Origin of the sequence: Limnohabitans sp. (assembly GCF_036804465.1) — a bacterium.
GTDB lineage: Bacteria > Pseudomonadota > Gammaproteobacteria > Burkholderiales > Burkholderiaceae_C > Limnohabitans.
On record NZ_DAIRSK010000007.1, the window covers coordinates 1 to 18,924 of the forward strand.

Annotated in this window: 29 protein-coding genes; 25 read left to right on the plus strand and 4 right to left on the minus strand. The window is 53.3% G+C overall.

Translation table 11 applies throughout. The annotated features are described in order from the left end of the window. Window positions 1–70 precede the first annotated feature (70 nt). The 12 genes from rpsJ (at window position 71) to V7Q41_RS04940 (ending at window position 6,069) form a co-directional block, all read left to right on the plus strand. The gene (gene rpsJ, locus V7Q41_RS04885; RefSeq protein ID WP_019426908.1) at window positions 71–385 is read left to right on the plus strand and encodes a 30S ribosomal protein S10; all 315 of its coding nucleotides are present in this window, start codon (window positions 71–73) and stop codon (window positions 383–385) included. 196 nt (window positions 386–581) lie between these two features. Next, the gene (rplC, locus tag V7Q41_RS04890) at window positions 582–1,247 is read left to right on the plus strand and encodes a 50S ribosomal protein L3 (protein WP_333843588.1); all 666 of its coding nucleotides are present in this window, start codon (window positions 582–584) and stop codon (window positions 1,245–1,247) included. Next, window positions 1,247–1,867: a 50S ribosomal protein L4 gene (rplD, locus tag V7Q41_RS04895; RefSeq protein ID WP_104796795.1), complete on the plus strand. Its 621-nt coding sequence runs from the start codon at window positions 1,247–1,249 to the stop codon at window positions 1,865–1,867. Before rplC ends, rplD begins: the two co-directional genes overlap by 1 nt. Then, window positions 1,864–2,190 carry a 50S ribosomal protein L23 gene (rplW, locus tag V7Q41_RS04900; protein WP_333843596.1) on the plus strand — a complete coding sequence of 109 codons (327 nt, stop codon included), beginning with the start codon at window positions 1,864–1,866 and terminating at the stop codon, window positions 2,188–2,190. The genes rplD and rplW overlap by 4 nt, the downstream gene beginning before the upstream one ends. Before the next feature lie 2 nt (window positions 2,191–2,192). Next, window positions 2,193–3,017, plus strand: a complete 825-nt coding sequence (gene rplB / locus V7Q41_RS04905) for a 50S ribosomal protein L2 (RefSeq protein ID WP_333843599.1) — start codon at window positions 2,193–2,195, stop codon at window positions 3,015–3,017. Between the two features lie 10 nt (window positions 3,018–3,027). After that, window positions 3,028–3,306: a 30S ribosomal protein S19 gene (rpsS, locus tag V7Q41_RS04910; protein WP_108283480.1), complete on the plus strand. Its 279-nt coding sequence runs from the start codon at window positions 3,028–3,030 to the stop codon at window positions 3,304–3,306. A gap of 9 nt (window positions 3,307–3,315) precedes the next feature. Continuing rightward, complete coding sequence (gene rplV / locus V7Q41_RS04915) at window positions 3,316–3,645, plus strand: 50S ribosomal protein L22 (protein WP_100133886.1); 330 nt, start codon at window positions 3,316–3,318, stop codon at window positions 3,643–3,645. 15 nt (window positions 3,646–3,660) lie between these two features. After that, on the plus strand, window positions 3,661–4,548 hold the full coding sequence (rpsC, locus tag V7Q41_RS04920; RefSeq protein WP_333843614.1) for a 30S ribosomal protein S3: 888 nt from the start codon (window positions 3,661–3,663) through the stop codon (window positions 4,546–4,548). A 2-nt stretch (window positions 4,549–4,550) separates the two neighbouring features. Continuing rightward, window positions 4,551–4,967, plus strand: a complete 417-nt coding sequence (rplP, locus tag V7Q41_RS04925; RefSeq protein ID WP_100133884.1) for a 50S ribosomal protein L16 — start codon at window positions 4,551–4,553, stop codon at window positions 4,965–4,967. A gap of 17 nt (window positions 4,968–4,984) precedes the next feature. Continuing rightward, on the plus strand, window positions 4,985–5,191 hold the full coding sequence (gene rpmC, locus V7Q41_RS04930; protein ID WP_333843619.1) for a 50S ribosomal protein L29: 207 nt from the start codon (window positions 4,985–4,987) through the stop codon (window positions 5,189–5,191). A gap of 9 nt (window positions 5,192–5,200) precedes the next feature. Beyond that, window positions 5,201–5,470 carry a 30S ribosomal protein S17 gene (gene rpsQ, locus V7Q41_RS04935; RefSeq protein WP_333843621.1) on the plus strand — a complete coding sequence of 90 codons (270 nt, stop codon included), beginning with the start codon at window positions 5,201–5,203 and terminating at the stop codon, window positions 5,468–5,470. A 92-nt stretch (window positions 5,471–5,562) separates the two neighbouring features. Further along, a complete protein-coding gene (locus tag V7Q41_RS04940; RefSeq protein ID WP_333843623.1) occupies window positions 5,563–6,069 on the plus strand; it encodes a peroxiredoxin in 507 nt (168 codons plus the stop codon). A 1-nt stretch (window position 6,070) separates the two neighbouring features. On the opposite strand, the gene V7Q41_RS04945 is transcribed toward V7Q41_RS04940, so the two are convergent. Continuing rightward, complete coding sequence (locus V7Q41_RS04945; protein ID WP_442918804.1) at window positions 6,071–6,688, minus strand: cytochrome b/b6 domain-containing protein; 618 nt, start codon at window positions 6,686–6,688, stop codon at window positions 6,071–6,073. 163 nt (window positions 6,689–6,851) lie between these two features. On the opposite strand from V7Q41_RS04945, the gene V7Q41_RS04950 reads away from it, so the two are divergent. From V7Q41_RS04950 to ptsP, 6 genes are all read left to right on the plus strand, one after another. Next, window positions 6,852–7,304, plus strand: coding sequence for a c-type cytochrome (locus tag V7Q41_RS04950; protein ID WP_333844017.1), 453 nt, complete (start codon window positions 6,852–6,854; stop codon window positions 7,302–7,304). Window positions 7,305–7,608: 304 nt separating this feature from the next. After that, window positions 7,609–7,923, plus strand: coding sequence for a hypothetical protein (locus V7Q41_RS04955; RefSeq protein ID WP_333843628.1), 315 nt, complete (start codon window positions 7,609–7,611; stop codon window positions 7,921–7,923). Further along, a complete protein-coding gene (locus V7Q41_RS04960) occupies window positions 7,914–9,161 on the plus strand; it encodes an MFS transporter (protein WP_333843631.1) in 1,248 nt (415 codons plus the stop codon). Before V7Q41_RS04955 ends, V7Q41_RS04960 begins: the two co-directional genes overlap by 10 nt. A 27-nt stretch (window positions 9,162–9,188) precedes the next feature. Next, window positions 9,189–9,635 carry a PTS sugar transporter subunit IIA gene (locus tag V7Q41_RS04965; RefSeq protein ID WP_333843634.1) on the plus strand — a complete coding sequence of 149 codons (447 nt, stop codon included), beginning with the start codon at window positions 9,189–9,191 and terminating at the stop codon, window positions 9,633–9,635. Further along, window positions 9,604–9,873, plus strand: coding sequence for an HPr family phosphocarrier protein (locus V7Q41_RS04970; protein ID WP_333843637.1), 270 nt, complete (start codon window positions 9,604–9,606; stop codon window positions 9,871–9,873). Before V7Q41_RS04965 ends, V7Q41_RS04970 begins: the two co-directional genes overlap by 32 nt. Window positions 9,874–9,879: 6 nt before the next feature. Further along, window positions 9,880–11,646 (plus strand): phosphoenolpyruvate--protein phosphotransferase, encoded by a 1,767-nt coding sequence (ptsP, locus tag V7Q41_RS04975; RefSeq protein ID WP_333843640.1) that lies wholly within the window; start codon window positions 9,880–9,882, stop codon window positions 11,644–11,646. Here the strand turns inward: ptsP and lipA are convergent. From lipA to V7Q41_RS04990, 3 genes are read right to left on the minus strand one after another with little or no spacing between them, the layout of a single operon-like run. Further along, window positions 11,636–12,634 carry a lipoyl synthase gene (gene lipA / locus V7Q41_RS04980; protein WP_333843642.1) on the minus strand — a complete coding sequence of 333 codons (999 nt, stop codon included), beginning with the start codon at window positions 12,632–12,634 and terminating at the stop codon, window positions 11,636–11,638. The genes ptsP and lipA overlap by 11 nt on opposite strands. Window positions 12,635–12,665: 31 nt before the next feature. After that, window positions 12,666–13,295 (minus strand): lipoyl(octanoyl) transferase LipB, encoded by a 630-nt coding sequence (gene lipB / locus V7Q41_RS04985; protein WP_333843644.1) that lies wholly within the window; start codon window positions 13,293–13,295, stop codon window positions 12,666–12,668. A gap of 44 nt (window positions 13,296–13,339) precedes the next feature. After that, window positions 13,340–13,633, minus strand: a complete 294-nt coding sequence (locus V7Q41_RS04990; protein ID WP_333843646.1) for a YbeD family protein — start codon at window positions 13,631–13,633, stop codon at window positions 13,340–13,342. 109 nt (window positions 13,634–13,742) lie between these two features. On the opposite strand from V7Q41_RS04990, the gene V7Q41_RS04995 reads away from it, so the two are divergent. Genes V7Q41_RS04995 through atpG form a run of 7 tightly spaced genes read left to right on the plus strand, consistent with a single transcriptional unit; the run spans window position 13,743 to window position 18,910 of the window. Then, window positions 13,743–14,219, plus strand: coding sequence for an ATP synthase subunit I (locus V7Q41_RS04995; protein ID WP_333843648.1), 477 nt, complete (start codon window positions 13,743–13,745; stop codon window positions 14,217–14,219). A gap of 14 nt (window positions 14,220–14,233) precedes the next feature. Then, a complete protein-coding gene (gene atpB / locus V7Q41_RS05000; protein WP_333843651.1) occupies window positions 14,234–15,091 on the plus strand; it encodes a F0F1 ATP synthase subunit A in 858 nt (285 codons plus the stop codon). Between the two features lie 60 nt (window positions 15,092–15,151). Beyond that, a complete protein-coding gene (gene atpE / locus V7Q41_RS05005) occupies window positions 15,152–15,400 on the plus strand; it encodes a F0F1 ATP synthase subunit C (RefSeq protein ID WP_100147432.1) in 249 nt (82 codons plus the stop codon). A gap of 31 nt (window positions 15,401–15,431) precedes the next feature. Beyond that, window positions 15,432–15,902 carry a F0F1 ATP synthase subunit B gene (locus tag V7Q41_RS05010; protein ID WP_333843656.1) on the plus strand — a complete coding sequence of 157 codons (471 nt, stop codon included), beginning with the start codon at window positions 15,432–15,434 and terminating at the stop codon, window positions 15,900–15,902. A 9-nt stretch (window positions 15,903–15,911) separates the two neighbouring features. Further along, window positions 15,912–16,442: a F0F1 ATP synthase subunit delta gene (locus tag V7Q41_RS05015; RefSeq protein WP_333843659.1), complete on the plus strand. Its 531-nt coding sequence runs from the start codon at window positions 15,912–15,914 to the stop codon at window positions 16,440–16,442. A gap of 36 nt (window positions 16,443–16,478) precedes the next feature. Further along, a complete protein-coding gene (atpA, locus tag V7Q41_RS05020) occupies window positions 16,479–18,017 on the plus strand; it encodes a F0F1 ATP synthase subunit alpha (protein ID WP_333843662.1) in 1,539 nt (512 codons plus the stop codon). Window positions 18,018–18,043: 26 nt separating this feature from the next. After that, window positions 18,044–18,910 (plus strand): F0F1 ATP synthase subunit gamma, encoded by an 867-nt coding sequence (atpG, locus tag V7Q41_RS05025; protein WP_333843665.1) that lies wholly within the window; start codon window positions 18,044–18,046, stop codon window positions 18,908–18,910. Window positions 18,911–18,924 lie beyond the last annotated feature (14 nt).

Sequence of the window (18,924 nt, forward strand, 5' to 3'; positions counted from 1 at the left end):
ATTCGCGAAGGCGGTAAGACCGTTGGCGCGGGTGTGGTTGCCAAGATCATTGCCTAATCGAGGAATTTAAATGTCCTCTAAGCAAAAGATCCGCATCCGCCTGAAGGCGTTTGACTACAAATTGATCGACCAGTCTGCGGCTGAGATCGTTGACACTGCCAAGCGCACCGGCGCGATTGTCAAGGGCCCTGTGCCTTTGCCGACACGCATGAAGCGTTTTGACATCTTGCGTTCACCGCACGTCAACAAGACCAGCCGTGACCAGCTCGAAATCCGTACCCACCAGCGTTTGATGGACATCGTGGACCCTACTGACAAAACAGTGGATGCCTTGATGAAACTTGACCTGCCAGCGGGCGTGGACGTCGAAATCAAGTTGCAATAAATCAAACTTTAGTGTGACTTGCGAGTAGGTTCATAGCCTATTCAACCCCCGCGCCAAAGAGTAGTTGCTCTTGGCGCGGTTTTCCGCGGTATACTTGCGGGCTCTGTGCAAATTGCATGGGGATTTATCAACCGTCTTTCACGCAAAAACGTAACTGCCAATTGAAGTGGTTGCGGTGAGAGTTTTGGAGAAAACAATGAGTCAAAGCATCCGTTTGGGATTGCTGGGACGCAAGGTGGGCATGATGCGTCTGTTCACTGATGATGGGGATTCGATCCCTGTCACGGTGGTAGATGTGTCTAACAACCGTGTGACCCAAGTCAAAACCCAGGAAAACGACGGCTATGTGGCCTTGCAGGTCACATTCGGCGCACGCAAGGCATCTCGCGTGACCAAGCCAATGGCTGGACACCTTGCGAAAGCAGGCGTCGAAGCCGGTGAAATCATCAAAGAATTCCACGTGACTGCAGAAATCGCAGCAAAGTACGCCGCAGGCGCTACTGTGCCAGTGACTGATGTGTTTGCTGTGGGCCAAAAGGTGGACGTGCAAGGCACAACCATTGGTAAAGGCTTTGCTGGCACCATCAAGCGTCACCACTTCAAGTCACAGCGCGCGTCGCACGGTAACAGCCGTTCGCACAATGTGCCTGGCTCTATCGGTATGGCACAAGACCCAGGTCGCGTGTTCCCCGGTAAGCGCATGTCCGGCCATTTGGGCGCAGACATTGTGACCACACAAAACCTCGACGTGATTCGCATCGACGAAGCTCGCCAACTGTTGTTGATCCGTGGCGCTGTGCCTGGCTCAGCTGGTGGCTTCGTGACTGTGCATCCCGCCGTCAAAGCGAAGGGAGCGATCTGATGCAAGTCGAACTCCTAAACGACCAAGGCCAGGCTGCGTCGAAGTACGACGCGCCAGAAACCGTTTTCGGTCGCGAATACAACGAAGATCTGGTTCACCAGATCGTGGTGGCTTACCAAGCTAACGCACGTCAGGGCACCCGTGCCCAAAAAGACCGTGAGCAAGTCAAGCACTCCACCAAGAAGCCGTTCAAGCAAAAAGGCACTGGCCGCGCTCGCGCGGGTATGACGTCTTCGCCTTTGTGGCGTGGCGGTGGTCGCATTTTCCCGAACATGCCCAACGAGAACTTCACACAAAAGATCAACAAAAAGATGTACCGCGCAGGTATGGCTTCGATCTTGTCCCAGTTGGCCCGCGAAGGTCGTCTGGCTGTGGTCGAGTCTCTCAAAGTTGATGCTCCTAAAACCAAGCTGTTGGCAGCTAAATTCAAGGCCATGAACCTTGAGTCGGTGTTGGTGATTTCCGAAGAAGTTGATGACAACTTGTACTTGGCTTCACGCAACTTGCCCAACGTGTTGGTGGTTGAGCCTCGCTATGCAGATCCATTGTCATTGGTGCACTACCGCAAAGTCCTCGTGACCAAGGGTGCCATGGACCAACTCAAGGAGATGTTCGCATGAGCCACGGACACAAGCAAACCAAATTCGACGAAGGTCGTTTGATGCAATTGTTGGTCTCTCCTGTCGTGTCTGAAAAAGCCACGATGGTTGCAGAAAAGCAAAACGTCGTCACCTTCAAAGTGCTGCAAAACGCTGCTAAGCCTGAGATCAAAGCCGCTGTGGAATTGATGTTCAAGGTTGAAGTGCAAAGCGTGAACGTGGTCAACACAAAAGGCAAGTCCAAGCGCTTTGGTAAGTCCATGGGCCGACGCGACAACGTTCGCAAGGCTTATGTCACCCTCAAGCCTGGTCAAGAGCTCAACATCTCTGGGGAGGCCGCTTAATCATGGCAGTCATCAAGATGAAACCGACGTCGCCCGGACAGCGTGGCGTCGTCAAAGTTACCCGTGATCACCTTCACAAAGGTGAACCTTACGCGCCGTTGTTGGAACCCCAACACCAAAAATCGGGTCGTAACAACAACGGTCACATCACCACCCGTCACAAGGGTGGTGGTCACAAGCATCACTACCGCGTGGTGGATTTCAAGCGTAACAAAGACGCAATCCCTGCAAAAGTGGAACGCATTGAATACGATCCAAACCGTACGGCACACATCGCTTTGGTGTGTTACGCAGACGGCGAGCGTCGCTACATCATTGCACCACGTGGTTTGGAAATTGGCGCATCGTTGCTCAGCGGTTCGGAAGCTCCGATTCGTGCGGGTAACACCTTGCCAATTCGCAACATTCCGGTGGGTTCGACCATTCACTGTATCGAACTCAAGCCAGGTGCTGGTGCGCAAATCGCGCGTTCAGCGGGCACATCAGCGACGCTGTTGGCTCGTGAAGGCACTTACGCTCAAGTGCGTATGCGCTCTGGTGAAGTTCGCAAGATCCATATTGAATGCCGCGCCACCATTGGTGAAGTTGCAAACGAAGAACACAGCTTGCGTCAACTGGGCAAAGCCGGTGTCAAGCGCTGGATGGGCATTCGCCCAACCGTGCGTGGCGTCGCGATGAACCCAGTAGACCACCCTCACGGTGGTGGCGAAGGCCGCACCGGTGAAGGCCGTCATGCAGTTGACCCATGGGGTAACCTGACCAAAGGCTACCGTACCCGTAACAACAAACGCACACAAGTCATGATTGTGTCGCGTCGTAAAAAGTAAGGGGTAACAAATGACTCGCTCTCTCAAAAAGGGTCCGTTTGTTGACCATCATTTGGTTGCCAAGGTCGACAAGGCCATTGCAACCAAAGATAAAAAGCCAGTGAAAACTTGGTCACGTCGTTCCATGATCTTGCCCGATTTCATCGGCTTGACCATCGCTGTGCACAACGGCAAGCAACACGTGCCCGTGTATATCACTGACCAAATGGTGGGTCACAAGTTGGGCGAATTCGCTTTGACGCGTACCTTCAAAGGTCACCCCGCGGACAAAAAAGTCCAGAAGAAATAAGGAAAGACCATGGAAACACGTGCAGTCCTTAGGGGCGTCCGTTTGTCGGTCGACAAAGGCCGTTTGGTCGCGGACATGATCCGCGGCAAAAAAGTTGACCAGGCTCTGAATATCCTGACATTCACGCAGAAAAAAGCTGCGGGTATTGTCAAGAAAGTTTTGGAATCTGCGATTGCCAACGCTGAACACAACGACGGTGCAGACATCGACGAGTTGAAGGTGAAAACCATCTACGTTGAAAAAGGTGCCACGCTCAAGCGTTTCACTGCCCGCGCCAAAGGCCGCGGTAACAGTATCAGCAAGCCTACCTGCCACGTTTACGTGACAGTCGGCAACTGAAAGGTATAGGAAGATATGGGACAAAAAATCCACCCCACTGGTTTTCGCCTTGCAGTCAGCCGCAACTGGGCTAGCCGTTGGTACGCCAGCAACAAAGACTTCGCTGGCATGCTGGCTGAAGACATCAAAGTTCGCGAGTACTTGAAGGCCAAGCTGAAAAACGCTTCCGTCTCTCGTGTGCTCATCGAGCGTCCCGCTAAAAGCGCACGCATCACCATTTTCTCGGCTCGTCCTGGAGTGGTAATCGGCAAAAAAGGCGAAGACATCGAGAACTTGAAGAAAGAACTCGCAGCGCGTTTGGGCGTGCCCGTCGCAGTCAATATCGAAGAAGTGCGCAAGCCTGAAATCGATGCGCAATTGATCGCTGACAGCATCACCCAACAGCTCGAAAAACGCATCATGTTCCGTCGCGCGATGAAACGCGCGATGCAAAACGCCATGCGTCTGGGTGCCCAAGGCATCAAGATCATGTCGGCAGGTCGTTTGAACGGCATCGAGATCGCACGTACCGAGTGGTACCGTGAAGGTCGTGTGCCACTTCACACTCTGCGTGCAGACATCGATTACGCAACATCTGAAGCTAAAACCACTTACGGCATCATTGGTGTCAAAGTGTGGGTTTACAAAGGCGACACCTTAGGTCGTAATGACCTACCGGCAGCTGCTGAGCCCCGTACTGAAGATGAGCGTCGTCCTCGCGGTCCTCGTCGAGATGCTCGCCCCACAGGCGATCGTCCCGCACGGCCAGGCGCTCGTCGCCCAGCTGGGACCAATGCCGCACCAACAGATGGCAGCGATAAACCCGCTGAAGCTGCTGGTGCCCCTACAACTGCCGTCAAGCGCGTCCGCAAGGTTGTCGCGCCCGCATCCACTGGCACGGCTGCGGACGGAACAGGAGAATAAGCATGCTGCAACCAGCACGCCGTAAATACCGCAAAGAACAAAAAGGTCGCAACACCGGCATCGCAACACGTGGCAACACGGTTGCATTCGGTGACTTCGGCCTGAAATCCACTGACCGCGGCCGTCTGACGGCCCGCCAGATCGAAGCCGCACGACGTGCGATTTCCCGTCACGTCAAACGTGGCGGTCGTATCTGGATTCGTGTGTTCCCTGACAAGCCGATCTCCCAAAAGCCTGCTGAAGTGCGTATGGGTAACGGCAAAGGTAACCCCGAGTACTACGTGGCAGAGATCCAACCCGGTAAGGTACTCTACGAAATCGTAGGCGTGCCCGAAGAGTTGGCCCGTGAAGCATTCCGTCTGGCTGCTGCAAAGCTGCCCTTGCGCACCACGTTTGTGGCTCGCATGATCGGCCAGTAATTCAGGAGAAATAAGAAATGAAAGCTGCTGAACTGCGCCAAAAAGACGTTGCCGGCTTGGAAGTGGAAGTCAAAGAGTTGCAAAAAGCTCACTTTGGCTTGCGCATGCAAAAAGGTACGCAACAACTCAACAACACGTCACAGCTGCGTTCAACACGTCGCAGCATTGCACGTGCGAAAACCATTCTTGCTGAAAAGCAAGCCGCTGCAACCCCGAAAGCTTAAGGAGCAAACATGACGGAAGCTAAAAAATCCCTCAAGCGCACCTTGGTTGGCAAGGTCGTGAGCGACAAGCGCGCTAAAACAGTGACAGTGCTCGTGGAGCGTCGTGTGAAACACGCGCTTTACGGCAAAATTGTTGCGAAGTCGAGCAAGTATCACGCACATGACGAAACAGGTGAATACCACTTGGGCGACATGATCGAGATCACTGAAAGCAAGCCAATTTCGAAAACCAAAAACTGGGTTGCGACCCGTTTGGTCGAGAAAGCTGCTGAGGTTTAAAACCCAAAGGGCTTCGGCTCTGCAAGGCTAAGGAAAACGACCCACAATGTGGGTCGTTTTTGTTTTTTTAACGTCATTTTTTTGGAGACATCATGATCAAAGTTGGAGACACCTTGCCGCACACCACCCTGATGGAATATTCAGAAGTTGAAGGTGAAGGTTGCAGCATTGGGCCAAATGCCGTTGATGTGGCCAAAGCTACTGCAGGTAAAACAATCGCGTTGTTTGCGCTCCCTGGCGCTTTCACACCCACTTGCTCTGCCAAGCATGTGCCTGGCTATGTGGAGAATTACGAACATTTCAAAGCCGCTGGCGTCGATGAAATTTGGTGTCTGAGTGTGAACGACGCCTTTGTCATGGGCGCTTGGGCTCGCGAGCAACACACGCACGGTAAGGTGCGGATGTTGGGTGACGGCAGCGGCGATTTTGCGCAAGCCACAGGTTTGACACTCGATCTCACGGCCCGTGGCATGGGTTTGCGTAGCAACCGCTACTCCATGCTCGTCAAAGACGGCAAAGTGGTTCATCTGAACGTAGAAGGCCTTGGCAAATTCGAAGTCAGCGATGCGGCCACATTGCTGGGTCAACTCAAGTCTTAATTCAAGACCAATTCACCAGCCTGAAGACCACATAAGCACAGCCCAGCCAAACGCCTAATGCACAAATGCGTGAGGTGAGGCTGTCGCGCGATGGGGGGGTGTGGATTGGTAAGTCCTTGTCGCCATTGAGCATCGGCGTCAGCAAATCCTCATGTTTCACAAACTTGTAGTACAAAACTGCAAGTAAATGCAAAATCAGCAAAGAAATCAAAGCAGGTTTTCCAATCTCGGTGTGAAAGTTGGTCGCAAACCCTACCCACTCAGACGAAACCAAACTAGACCACGGGCCCGCATTGGCTATTTCATCATCACTCATCAAACCACTGAAGACTTGAAGCAATAAAGCCAACAACATCGCGAACACGGAAAGTGCACCCAGCGGGTTGTGACCAATGATTTGCTTGTGACGGCGATGTCGTAAATCACGCAAGTGGTTGAGGATATTGGAGGGTGTTGGAAAAAAGTTGACAAATCGCGACCAACGCCCCCCAACAACACCCCAAACCAAACGAAATAAGATCAAAGACAACACACCATACCCAAACCAAAAGTGGTAACGCATGAGGTCACCACCCAATTGACCCGTGATGATCAAGCCTGAGACAGCGGCGATGAGCATGATGTGAAAAACGCGAGTGGGTAGATCCCAGACCCGTATGGGACTTCGTTGTGAATTTGATGTCATGGCAGACTGTTCAATGGGTTGCAATAATCGCGACCAGAGATCGTAAACTCATTACCACCAATGTGGAATTTTTAACTTCAAAAAGGGAAAACGGATGATGAAAAAAATCATGCTTGCTGTGTTGGCTATCAGCGCCACAACCATCAGCTTGAGTGCTTCGGCGCAATTCGCCAAGCCAGAAGATGCGATCAAATACCGCAAAGCGGCATTCACCGTAGGAGGTGCGCATTTTGGACGTTTGGGTGCGATGGCCCAAGGGCGAGTTCCATTTGACAGCAAAGTTGCGACAGACAATGCGGAAATTGTGGCGACGATGGCCAAACTCCCTTGGGCAGCGTTTGGAGAAGGGACTGACACAGGGGATACGCGGGCCAAGAGTGAAATTTGGACACAAAACGCGAAGTTCAGAGAAAACTCTGAAAAGTTTCAAGCCGAATCTGCCAAACTGGTGGCCGCAGCCAAGGGAGGCAGAGAGGACGCATTCAAGTCCGCCTTCAACGCAACAGCGGCCACTTGCAAGACTTGCCACGATGACTTCCGTGGCAAGTAACTAAATCTTGAAGATTAATTCATGGGGCACCGCACAGTGTGTGGTGCCCCTTTTCATGTGAGCGCATACTTTGACCTTGTCTCGATTGACGCAATTATTTAAATACGGGATGTGCCTGGTCGGTGTGTCCTGCTTGCTTGGATGCACGCCTACTTTGAATTGGCGTCAGGTGCAGTCAAGCCAGAACCATGTCCAAGTGTTAATGCCTTGTAAACCCGAACAGGCCACACGTTCCGTGACACTGCGCGTCAATTCAAAAGACGTCTCGACACAGTTGCATATGCAGGCGTGCGAAGCGGGCAAGATGAATTTTGCTCTGGCGGAGTTGGCTGTGCCGCCCACAGCCTCAACCAAAGAGTTGCGCGATGCATGGCGATTGGCCAGCTTGGCTTCTATCCAAGCCGATGAATCACAAGTGGTCGCTGGGGCAGGCCAGATCCAAGGTGCGCGAGCCGCTGCCACGTTGGTAACCCGTGTGATCAACAACACGCATCAAGCCCAATTCGTCTGGTTCATCACCGATCAAACGATTTACCAAGCAGCGGTGTATGCCAAACCAAATGACAAAGCCTTTGCAGAAGCGGCCGAAACATACATGTCAGGAATCCAATGGCCTTGAACCCAGACATCTTGCCCAAGCGAACCGCAGTGTGGGTATTTGCGGCCTTTGCGGTGGCCTATTTTTTGTCTACTTTGCTGCGAGCCATCACAGCCACACTCTCACCGATATTGACCGATGAGTTTGGTTTGCAGGCCAGAGATTTGGGACTGTTGGCGGGTGCCTACTTTCTAGGCTTTTCCATCACACAACTCCCAATGGGGCATTGGCTGGATCGACATGGCCCAAAGCGGGTGGTGCTGAGCTTTTTATGCGTGGCAGTGCTTGGTTGTTTTGCCTTTGCATGGGCCCATGACTTCACAGGTTTGTTGTTGGCACGTGTGTTGATAGGCGTCGGTGTCAGCGCTTGTTTGATGGCGCCACTCACAGGCTATCGCCGTTGGTTGGTCTTGGAGCAGCAGCAGCGTGCCAACTCTTGGATGTTGATGACTGGCGCTTTGGGCATGTTGATGTCAACTTTGCCCGTGCAATGGTTGTTGCCATGGGCGGGGTGGCGCTGGATATTCGTGGCGCTGGCCTTGCTCGTGGCCTTGGCCATGGGTGTGATTTATTGGAAAGTACCCGGATGGCGTTTACAAGAGGAGCTGCCGAGGGAGAAAACAAGCGTATCCCCAGCCCCAGGAATCCTGGCCAGTTACAAACAGGTGTGGACGAACCCATATTTTCGACGGCTGGCACCCATCGGGTTTTTTAACTACGGCGGCATGATTGCCATGCAAACTTTGTGGGCCGGACCGTGGATGGTCAAGGTGGCGGGATACACCCCGCTAGAGGCCGCTACAGGACTCTTTTGGCTGAATGTGTGCATGTTGTTGACCTTTTGGCTTTGGGGGCTAGTGACGCCAAGCCTGACGGCGCGCGGTTATGACGCCAATCAATTACTCACTTACGGCGTACCCTTGAGTTTGTGCGCGCAAGTGGCCATCGTTTTTGGCGGACAAGAGGCGGGGGCGCTGCATTGGGTGTTGTTTTGCGTCTTCAGCTCATTCGTCTCTTTGGCGCAACCCGCGGTTGGGATGGCATTTCCATCAGCATTGGCTGGGCGCGCATTGTCAGCATACAACTTGGTGTTGTTCTTGGGCGTCTTTGTGGTGCAGTGGGGCATGGGCTTGATGATTGACGCATTTAAAGCGATGGCATGGGCCGAGGCGCACGCTTTTCAAGGCGCAATGGCAGTGTTTTTAGTTTGCTGCATCGTCTCGTACAGCTACTTTTTGAAGCACAAGCCACAAGGCTGATAATTCACAAAACACACTTTCCTTTTTATGAGCAATCGCATCCTGATCATTGCCCACGCGCCATTGGCCCAAGCTTTGCGCGATTGCGCCATGCATGTCTATGGCGAGTGTTCGGCTGATGTCATCGCCCTTGACGTCTGTGCAGACGCAGATCCCGAGGACACCCTCGCGCAAGCCATTCACGCTGCTGGCACAGCCTTGCACGAAGGCCTGCTTGTTTTGACCGATATCTTTGGCGCGACACCTGCTAATGTGGCGCAAAAATTAGTGGCTGGCAGCAGTGCCAAACTCATTGCAGGCGTCAATTTGCCAATGCTGTATCGCAGCGTGTGTTATCGCCATGAGCCCCTAGAAGCCTTGGTGGCGCGAGCCCTCACAGGCGGCACACAAGGTGTGATGCAAGTCGCCTTCACTGCACCTCAAGCTCAACATAATCCAATCCATGATCAAAAGTACCACGACCATCAGCAATAAATTAGGTTTGCACGCACGCGCATCGGCCAAACTCACCAAGCTCGCAGGAAGCTTTCCCTGTGAGGTTTGGATCAGCAAAGGCGATCGCCGCGTGAACGCCAAAAGCATCATGGGTGTGATGATGCTGGCCGCAGGCATCGGCAGCCAAGTCGAAGTTGAAACTGACGGCCCTCAAGAACAAGAAGCCATGGATGCCTTGATGGCTTTGATGGCTGACAAATTTGGCGAAGGGGAGTAAGCGCGCATGACCTTTTCTATTCACGGTCTTGCAGTTGCTCGCGGCATCGCCATTGGACGTGCGGTGTTGGTGGCGTCAAGTCGCGTGGATGTGGCGCATTACTTCGTTGAACCGGAGCAGGTTGACGCAGAGCTCATGCGATTGGTGACAGCGCGCGAGGCAGTGATCGTTGAATTGCAAGCCTTGCATGACCATCTTCCCAAAGATTCGCCCCCAGAGCTGTCTGCTATTTTGGAGGTCCATCTGATGTTGTTACAAGACACCATGCTAGCGGATGGCGTGAGTGCTTGGATCAAAGAACGTTTCTACAACGCAGAGTGGGCGCTGACCTCGCAGCTCGATGTGGTGGCAAGACAGTTTGACGACATGGACGATGCCTATTTGCGTGAGCGCAAAGGTGACTTAGAGCAAGTCGTTGAGCGCATGTTGCGTCACATGAAGGGAGTGGCTCATGTGATGCCGCATCCGTCGGCCAAGCGCAGCAACCCACCCCGTCAGCAAGACCTGCAACTCGACGACGAGATGGACGTGCCCTTGGTGTTGGTGGCGCACGATTTGTCACCTGCAGACATGTTGCAGTTCAAGCAAAGTGTGTTCACCGGCTTTGTCACCGATGTGGGGGGCAAAACATCACACACCGCCATCGTGGCGCGTAGCTTGGATATACCTGCGGTCGTGGGCGCCCGCACCGCAAGTCAATTGGTGCGACAAGACGACTGGATCATCATTGATGGGGATGCTGGCGTGGTCATTGTCAACCCGTCGCCTATTATTTTGGCCGAGTACGGCTTCAAACAGCGCCAAGCCGATTTAGAGCGTGAGCGCCTTTTGCGTTTGCGACACACCCCCTCGGTCACCCTGGATGGCCAACGAGTTGAGTTGTTAGCCAACATTGAAATGCCTGAGGACGCACCCGCTGCGATGGAGGTGAGTGCGGTGGGCGTGGGCTTGTTTCGCAGTGAGTTTTTGTTCATGGGACGCGCCGGATCTCTGCCCGATGAACAAGAGCAATACCTCGCCTACAAGCGTGCAGTTGACGGCATGAAGGGTTTGCCTGTCACCATCCGCACGGTGGACATTGGCGCAGATAAACCCCTAGACCGCACAGTGAAAGATGAAACGCACCTCAACCCCGCTTTGGGTTTGCGTGCCATCCGTTGGAGTTTGGCCGATCCGGCCATGTTCTTAACGCAGTTGCGGGCCATCTTGCGTGCTGCTGCACATGGACAAGTGCACTTGCTCATCCCCATGCTGGCCCATGCGCGTGAAATCACACAAACATTAGCCTTGCTCGACAAAGCACGCAAGCAACTCGATGCGCGTGGTGATGTATTTGGTCCCGTCAAAGTAGGCGCCATGATTGAGGTGCCTGCGGCCGCGCTGAGTGTGAAGATGTTCTTGCGCCACTTTGACTACCTGTCGATTGGCACCAACGACTTGATTCAATACACCTTGGCCATCGATCGCGCCGATGAGTTGGTGGCGCATTTGTACGACCCCTTGCACCCCGCCGTGTTGCGATTGTTGGCAGACACCATCTCTGAATGCCGAATCCAAGGCAAGGGCGTGAGTGTGTGCGGCGAAATGGCGGGCGACCCCGCCATGACCCGTTTGCTGCTGGGCTTAGGCTTGCGAAGTTTTTCGATGCACCCTACGCAAATCTTGGCGGTCAAGCAAGAGGTGATTCGTGCTGACACTTCCCGCCTCGAGGCTTGGGCACAAGAGGTGCTGGCCAGCGATGATCCAGCCGAATGGATGGCAACTAAGCGGTAGAAGCTTGTGATGCCGCGTGGGCCTGCTGGTCGGCGTGGTAGCTGCTTCGCACCATCGCGCCGACCGCTGCATGGATAAAGCCCATCTCGTAGGCTTTCTCCTCAAACATCTTAAAAGTGTCCGGATGCACATAGCGGCGAACCGGAAGATGGCTGGTGCTTGGCGCCAAATATTGGCCAATCGTGAGCATGTCGATGCCGTGATCGCGCATGTCTTGCATGACTTGCAAAATTTCTTCGTCAGTTTCGCCCAAGCCCACCATCAAGCCACTTTTGGTCGGCACATTGGGGTGGAGTGCTTTGAACTTCTTGAGCAGATTCAAACTGAACGCATAGTCGCTGCCGGGCCTTGCTTCTTTGTAGAGACGCGGCACTGTTTCCATGTTGTGGTTCAGCACGTCGGGGGGGGCGGCTTTGAGGATTTCCAAAGCGCGGTCATCGCGGCCGCGGAAGTCAGGCACCAAAATTTCAATTTGCGTTTGAGGTGACAGCGCGCGCGTGCGAAGAATACAGTCCACAAAATGTTGGCTGCCACCGTCGCGCAAATCGTCTCGGTCCACGCTGGTGATCACCACGTACTTGAGCTTCAACTCGGCAATGGTCTTGGCCAAGTTGTCTGGCTCGTTCACATCGAGTGGGTCAGGACGGCCATGGCCCACGTCACAAAATGGGCAGCGGCGGGTGCACTTGTCACCCATGATCATGAAGGTGGCCGTCCCTTTGCCAAAGCATTCGCCAATGTTGGGGCAGCTTGCCTCTTCACACACAGTTACCAATTGATTGGCGCGCAAGATATCTTTGATTTCATAAAAACGCGTGGACGGCGAGCCAGCTTTGACGCGAATCCAATCGGGCTTTTTGAGTACTTCAGCTTGTTCCACTTTGATGGGAATGCGGGACAGCTTGGCAGCCGCTTTTTGTTTGGCCGAAGCGTTGTAGTTCTCGACGGTTTGCGCTTCGCGCACCACTAAATTGTCTGGGGAGGACATAGCAATCAAGCCTGTGTTGGACGCCTTGGGGTCAGGGCGCTAAATAGGTAACGAGCTTTTGACTCAAAACATCAGCGGCTTCATGCCAACTGACCGATACGCCGATTGTAGAAAGGTCAACTGTTTGCAAACCTGGATAACCACAAGGGTTAATGCGTTGGTAGGGACTTAAGTCCATGGCGACATTCAGCGCCACGCCGTGATAAGTGCAGTGACGGCTCACTTTGATGCCGAGTGCCGCGATTTTTCCGAGGCCTGTAAATTCGGGTGTTTTGCTGGCGTCTTTTTGTGGGCGCTGTGCCAATATGGCATGGCTATGCGGATCGTCTAGGCGAACATAAATGCCGGGAGCGCCAGAGACGCGATGGCCCGTCACGCCAAAGTGGTCGAGTGTGCGAATCACCGCTTCTTCAATACGGTACACATACTCTTTGACGAAATAGCCCAAGCGTTTGAGGTCTATCAGAGGGTAGGCCAAGACTTGGCCAGGTCCATGAAAGGTGACTTGTCCTCCGCGGTTGGTGCGCACCACAGGGATGTCGCCAGGGGCTAGCAAGTGGTCTTCATGGCCAGCAAGGCCTTGTGTGAAAACAGGGGGGTGCTCGCAGATCCAAATCGCATCAGGTGTATCGGGCGTGCGAATCGCCGTGAAATCCTGCATCGCCTGATAAGTCGGCAGGTACGGCACAAGGCCGAGGTGCTGGATCACAGCACCACTTTCACCATTGGATGAGAGGTGAGGGTGCGATACAGTCCGTCGAGCTGCTCGCGGCTGGTTGCAGTCACGGTGATGGTGACACCCAAATACTTGCCGCCTGAACTTTCACGCAGCTCTATGGTGGTTGCATCAAATGTAGGGTCGAATTGTTCGGCAATGGATGTCACGGCGTGCACCATGCCATCAACCTTTAGCCCCATCACCTTGATTGGAAAAAGGCTCGGATACTCGATCAGCGAATCTGTGCGAGGATTTTCTGGGAGGGGGCTTGTGCTGGTCATGCCTGAAATTATCCTCTTGTTGGTTCGGGAAATTAAATACATATGGGTTATCACGTACAATACTGGGCTGTATACAGAACTAGCGGATGTAACCTGGGCGTAAACAAACATGACCAGAATACAGCCGCAAGATCAAGATAACGAACAAGAGGCGTTTGAGCCACTCACTGCCCAACAGGCAGCCGAATTGCGCAAACGTCAGCCCCTTCTGTCGGTGTGGCGGGTGGTGGGAGTCCAGGCGTTGCTAGGGCTTTTGGTGGCTTGGCTGGTCTGGTTGGTGTCAGGGCGCATGTCAGCTGTTTATTCTGCGGGATACGGCGCTTTGGCGGTGATTATTCCCGCGGCGTTGTTTGCACGAGGCTTAACCAGTCGGGTTGCCTCTGAAAATGTTGGCGCTGCAGTGTTTGGCTTTTTCCTCTGGGAGATGGTCAAGATAGGCCTGACGGTGGCCATGCTGCTTGCGGCGCCACGTTTGGTAATCGATTTGAGCTGGCCTGCCATGTTGGTAGGTCTGATTGTGACAATGAAGGTGTATTGGGTAGCGCTAGGCTTTCGCAAGGTGTTTTACCCGGTTAATCCAACTTAAAAAAGAGCGAACGAATGTCTGTTGAACATGGTCCGACCTCTGGTGAATATATCGTTCACCATCTGACGCATCTGCAAAACAAGCCGATGGCTGGCGTCATTGACTTCTCCGTTTACAACCTCGATTCCATTTTCTGGTCAGTGTTGTTGGGTGTGGTTGCTAGCTACTTTTTGTGGCGCGCTGCCCGTGGTGCAACTGCCCACGCGCCAGGCCGGTTCCAAGCTGCTGTGGAAATCTTGGTTGAAATGGTAGACAACCAAGCCAAGGGCATTATTCACAGCGCTGAAAGCCGCAAGTTGGTGGCGCCATTGGCTTTGACGGTGTTTGTCTGGATCTTCTTGATGAACGCCATGGACTTGTTCCCTGTTGATTTGTTTCCCAAAATTTGGGAATTGATCTACAGCGCCAATGGTGGTGATCCGCACCACGCCTACATGCGTGTGGTGCCCTCGGCTGACTTGTCGACCACCTTGGGCTTATCTACTTCTGTTTTGTTGATCTGTGTGTTCTACAACATCAAGATCAAAGGCGTCGGCGGTTGGGTGCATGAGTTGTTCTGCGCACCATTCGGTGCTCATCCCCTCTTGTGGCCAGTTAACTTCGTCATGCAAATGATTGAATTCGCGGCCAAGACAGTGTCACATGGCATGCGACTGTTCGGCAACATGTACGCTGGCGAACTGGTGTTCATGCTGATTGCCTTGATGGGTGGCGCTGCGGCTGCCACATTGCCAGGTGTCTTGCTGCCCATCGGTCACGTGATTGCTGGTTCTATTTGGGCTATTTTCCACATCATGATCATCACATTGCAAGCCTTCATCTTCATGATGTTGACGCTGGTGTATGTGGGTCAAGCACATGACGCCCATTAAGGCGCACTGATTTCGGTTTTTCTTAACTTTTCTTTCTCATCCATTCTTTAGGAGCAACAAATGGAACACGTCCTCGGTTATGTAGCACTCGCAGCTGGCCTCATCATTGGCTTGGGTGCTATCGGTGCTTGTATCGGTATCGGCATCATGGGTAGCAAGTACCTCGAAGCAGCTGCACGTCAGCCTGAGTTGATGAACGAGCTGCAAACAAAAATGTTCTTGTTGGCTGGTTTGATCGATGCTGCGTTCTTGATCGGCGTTGGTATCGCCATGATGTTCGCTTTCGCGAACCCCTTCGTCCTGAAGTAATTCTCGCAACTACCAAAAGAAAGGTGTTGCCGTGAGTATCAATGCAACCCTGTTCGTCCAGATGATCGTTTTTGCGGTCTTGGTGTGGTTCACGATGAAATTCGTGTGGCCACCCATCGCAAGCGCACTCGATGAACGTTCAGAAAAAATTGCCCATGGTTTGGCTGCTGCCGAACATGCCAAGATTGAACTGTCCAACGCGCACAAAGAAGTGGAATTGAAGCTGGCTGAAACCCGCAACGAATCTACCGCTTTGTTGGCTGATGCCGAACGCCGCGCCCAGCACTTGATCGACGAAGCCAAGGCGCACGCCTCGGATGAAGCGAAAAAGATTGTGGCCGCTGCTCACGCTGAAGCTGCGCAAGAAGTCGTGAAAGCACGTGAAGCCCTGCGCGAGCAAGTGGCTGCATTGGCTGTCAAAGGCGCAGAGCAGATTCTCCGCAAGGAAGTCAACGCCAGCGTTCACGCCGACTTGTTGGGTCGTCTGAAGACTGAGCTGTAAGAGGACAATATGGCCGAACTCGCCACCATTGCCCGCCCTTACGCAGAAGCTTTGTTCAAGGCTTCGGCCGCAGACCTAAGTGGTACCGCTGCATGGCTCGATGAGCTTGCAGCGATCGCTGGGAACGCCCAATTGCTGCAATTTGCAGAAGGCCCCAAAGTCACATCAAACCAAGTGTTTGATTTGATCGTGGGTGTTGCCAAATCCAAATTGTCAACTGCTGCGCAAAACTTTTTGCGAGCCGTGATTGACAACGGTCGCTTGAGTGCTTTGCCTGAAGTGGCATCGCAATTCCGCGCACACGTCAACGCGCAAAGCGGTACGGCAGATGCTGTGGTGTACAGCGCTTTTGACATCGACGCAGCAGCTTTGGCTGATGTGAAAGGTGCACTTGAAAAGCGTTTTGGCCGCAAACTCAATGTCTCTGTGGCCGTACAGCCCGAGCTGATTGGCGGTATTCGCGTGGTGGTGGGTGACGAAGTGTTAGACACTTCTGTCAAAGCCCGTTTAGATCAAATGAAAGTTGCGCTGACGGCTTAATGCCTGTCAGCCCTAACAAGAAAGAAGGAAAGAGTCATGCAACTCAATCCAGCAGAAATCTCTGAGCTGATCAAGAGCCGTATCGAAGGTTTGGGCACTGATGCCAACGTTCGTAATCAAGGCACCGTTTTGTCGGTGACCGACGGTATCGTTCGCGTGCACGGTCTGTCAGACGCGATGCAAGGCGAAATGTTGGAATTCCCCAACAACACATTCGGTCTGGCCCTGAACCTCGAGCGCGACTCGGTAGGCGCCGTGATCTTGGGTGAGTACGAGCACATCTCTGAAGGCGACATTGTCAAATGTACCGGTCGCATTTTGGAAGTGCCAGTTGGCCCAGAACTGATTGGTCGCGTGGTAAACGCTTTGGGTCAGCCGATTGACGGTAAAGGCCCCATCAACGCCAAGATGACTGACGTGATCGAAAAGGTCGCGCCTGGCGTGATCGCTCGCGAATCTGTGAGCCAACCCATGCAAACCGGTCTCAAGTCGGTTGACTCGATGGTGCCAGTCGGCCGTGGTCAACGTGAATTGATCATTGGTGACCGCCAAACGGGTAAGACGGCTGTCGCGATCGACGCCATCATTAACCAAAAGGGTCAGCACATGACCTGCGTTTACGTCGCGATTGGCCAAAAAGCCTCGTCGATCAAAAACGTGGTGCGCGCTTTGGAGCAAGCTGGCGCGATGGAATACACCATCGTTGTGGCAGCTTCTGCTTCTGAGTCTGCGGCGATGCAATACGTGTCAGCCTATTCAGGTTGCACCATGGGCGAATACTTCCGCGACCGTGGCGAAGACGCCTTGATCGTGTACGACGATTTGTCTAAGCAAGCTGTGGCTTATCGTCAAGTGTCTTTGCTGCTGCGTCGCCCACCAGGTCGCGAAGCCTACCCTGGCGACGTGTTCTATCTCCACAGCCGTTTGCTCGAGCGCGCTGCCCGCGTGAATGCCGACTACGTCGAGCACTTCACCAAAGGCGCCGTCAAAGGCAAAACTGGTTCATTGACGGCATTGCCCATCATTGAAACCCAAGCGGGTGACGTGTCCGCCTTCGTGCCAACCAACGTGATTTCAATCACGGACGGTCAAATCTTCTTGGAAACCTCGTTGTTCAACGCCGGCATCCGTCCTGCGATCAACGCGGGTATCTCAGTGTCTCGTGTGGGTGGTGCAGCGCAAACCAAGTTGATCAAGAACTTGTCCGGTGGTATCCGTACCGACTTGGCTCAGTACCGTGAATTGGCAGCGTTTGCTCAGTTCGCTTCTGATCTCGACGAAGCCACACGCAAGCAACTCGACCGCGGTGCTCGCGTGACAGAATTGCTCAAGCAAGCTCAGTACAGCCCTCAGTCCATCAGCATCATGGCTTCAACCTTGTTTGCGGTGAACAAAGGCTTTATGGATGACATCGAAGTCAAACAAGTCCTGCACTTTGAAAATGAAATGCACGCTTACCTCAAAGCTAAGCACGCTGCCTTGTTGGCCAAACTCGAAGCCGACAAAGCCATGGACAAAGACGCAGAGGCCGAAATGACCGCAGCACTGACTGCGTTCAAGAAAACCTTCGCTTAATCCGTACCTGACACAAGGAGCCTCACATGGCAGCAGGTAAGGAAATTCGCGGCAAGATCAAATCGGTGGAAAACACCAAGAAGATCACCAAAGCCATGGAAATGGTCGCTGCGTCAAAGATGCGTAAGGCGCAAGAGCGCATGCGTGCGGCTCGCCCTTACAGCGAGAAGATTCGTCACGTCGCGGCCAACCTCGGCAAGGCCAACCCTGAATATGTTCACCCCTTCATGGTGTTGAACGGTGCCAAGGATGTTGGTTTTATCGTGGTGACCACAGACAAAGGTTTGTGTGGCGGCCTCAACACCAACGTGTTGCGCATGTTGTCTGTCAAACTGCGTGACTTGCAAGCCCAGGGCCATAAAGCGCAAGCAGTGGCCATCGGCAACAAGGGTCTGGGTTTCTTGGGTCGTTCGGGCGTCAAAATTGTGTCGCATGCGACGCAGCTGGGTGACACCCCTCACCTCGACAAACTCATTGGCCCTGTCAAAGTGTTGTTGGATGCGTATGTGGCGGGCGAGATCCATTCGGTCCAGCTGTGTTACACAAGATTCATCAACACGATGAAGCAAGAGTCTGTGGTTGAGCAACTTCTGCCTTTGTCGGCAGATGCGCTGAAAACTCACGAAGGTCACGGCACTTGGGACTACATCTACGAACCGGATGCACAAACCGTCATCGACGAGTTGTTGCTTCGCTACGTAGAGGCGATGGTGTATCAAGCTGTGGCTGAAAGTATGGCATCCGAGCAATCGGCCCGTATGGTTGCGATGAAGTCTGCAACCGACAACGCTGGGAACGTGATCAACGAACTCAAACTGGTTTACAACAAGACGCGTCAAGCAGCGATCACGAAAGAACTTTCGGAAATCGTTGCTGGTGCGGCTGCTGTCTGATTTTAATTTTTGGA

Bases quoted from the DNA above. Each gene is read 5' to 3' on its own strand.
- rpsJ (WP_019426908.1), top strand. From the start codon at position 71: ATGTCCTCTAAGCAAAAGATCCGCATCCGCCTGAAGGCGTTTGACTAC.
- rplC (WP_333843588.1), top strand. From the start codon at position 582: ATGAGTCAAAGCATCCGTTTGGGATTGCTGGGACGCAAGGTGGGCATG.
- rplD (WP_104796795.1), top strand. From the start codon at position 1,247: ATGCAAGTCGAACTCCTAAACGACCAAGGCCAGGCTGCGTCGAAGTAC.
- rplW (WP_333843596.1), top strand. From the start codon at position 1,864: ATGAGCCACGGACACAAGCAAACCAAATTCGACGAAGGTCGTTTGATG.
- rplB (WP_333843599.1), top strand. From the start codon at position 2,193: ATGGCAGTCATCAAGATGAAACCGACGTCGCCCGGACAGCGTGGCGTC.
- rpsS (WP_108283480.1), top strand. From the start codon at position 3,028: ATGACTCGCTCTCTCAAAAAGGGTCCGTTTGTTGACCATCATTTGGTT.
- rplV (WP_100133886.1), top strand. From the start codon at position 3,316: ATGGAAACACGTGCAGTCCTTAGGGGCGTCCGTTTGTCGGTCGACAAA.
- rpsC (WP_333843614.1), top strand. From the start codon at position 3,661: ATGGGACAAAAAATCCACCCCACTGGTTTTCGCCTTGCAGTCAGCCGC.
- rplP (WP_100133884.1), top strand. From the start codon at position 4,551: ATGCTGCAACCAGCACGCCGTAAATACCGCAAAGAACAAAAAGGTCGC.
- rpmC (WP_333843619.1), top strand. From the start codon at position 4,985: ATGAAAGCTGCTGAACTGCGCCAAAAAGACGTTGCCGGCTTGGAAGTG.
- rpsQ (WP_333843621.1), top strand. From the start codon at position 5,201: ATGACGGAAGCTAAAAAATCCCTCAAGCGCACCTTGGTTGGCAAGGTC.
- V7Q41_RS04940 (WP_333843623.1), top strand. From the start codon at position 5,563: ATGATCAAAGTTGGAGACACCTTGCCGCACACCACCCTGATGGAATAT.
- V7Q41_RS04945 (WP_442918804.1), bottom strand. From the start codon at position 6,688: ATGCTCATCGCCGCTGTCTCAGGCTTGATCATCACGGGTCAATTGGGT.
- V7Q41_RS04950 (WP_333844017.1), top strand. From the start codon at position 6,852: ATGAAAAAAATCATGCTTGCTGTGTTGGCTATCAGCGCCACAACCATC.
- V7Q41_RS04955 (WP_333843628.1), top strand. From the start codon at position 7,609: ATGAATTTTGCTCTGGCGGAGTTGGCTGTGCCGCCCACAGCCTCAACC.
- V7Q41_RS04960 (WP_333843631.1), top strand. From the start codon at position 7,914: ATGGCCTTGAACCCAGACATCTTGCCCAAGCGAACCGCAGTGTGGGTA.
- V7Q41_RS04965 (WP_333843634.1), top strand. From the start codon at position 9,189: ATGAGCAATCGCATCCTGATCATTGCCCACGCGCCATTGGCCCAAGCT.
- V7Q41_RS04970 (WP_333843637.1), top strand. From the start codon at position 9,604: ATGATCAAAAGTACCACGACCATCAGCAATAAATTAGGTTTGCACGCA.
- ptsP (WP_333843640.1), top strand. From the start codon at position 9,880: ATGACCTTTTCTATTCACGGTCTTGCAGTTGCTCGCGGCATCGCCATT.
- lipA (WP_333843642.1), bottom strand. From the start codon at position 12,634: ATGTCCTCCCCAGACAATTTAGTGGTGCGCGAAGCGCAAACCGTCGAG.
- lipB (WP_333843644.1), bottom strand. From the start codon at position 13,295: ATGCAGGATTTCACGGCGATTCGCACGCCCGATACACCTGATGCGATT.
- V7Q41_RS04990 (WP_333843646.1), bottom strand. From the start codon at position 13,633: ATGACCAGCACAAGCCCCCTCCCAGAAAATCCTCGCACAGATTCGCTG.
- V7Q41_RS04995 (WP_333843648.1), top strand. From the start codon at position 13,743: ATGACCAGAATACAGCCGCAAGATCAAGATAACGAACAAGAGGCGTTT.
- atpB (WP_333843651.1), top strand. From the start codon at position 14,234: ATGTCTGTTGAACATGGTCCGACCTCTGGTGAATATATCGTTCACCAT.
- atpE (WP_100147432.1), top strand. From the start codon at position 15,152: ATGGAACACGTCCTCGGTTATGTAGCACTCGCAGCTGGCCTCATCATT.
- V7Q41_RS05015 (WP_333843659.1), top strand. From the start codon at position 15,912: ATGGCCGAACTCGCCACCATTGCCCGCCCTTACGCAGAAGCTTTGTTC.
- atpA (WP_333843662.1), top strand. From the start codon at position 16,479: ATGCAACTCAATCCAGCAGAAATCTCTGAGCTGATCAAGAGCCGTATC.
- atpG (WP_333843665.1), top strand. From the start codon at position 18,044: ATGGCAGCAGGTAAGGAAATTCGCGGCAAGATCAAATCGGTGGAAAAC.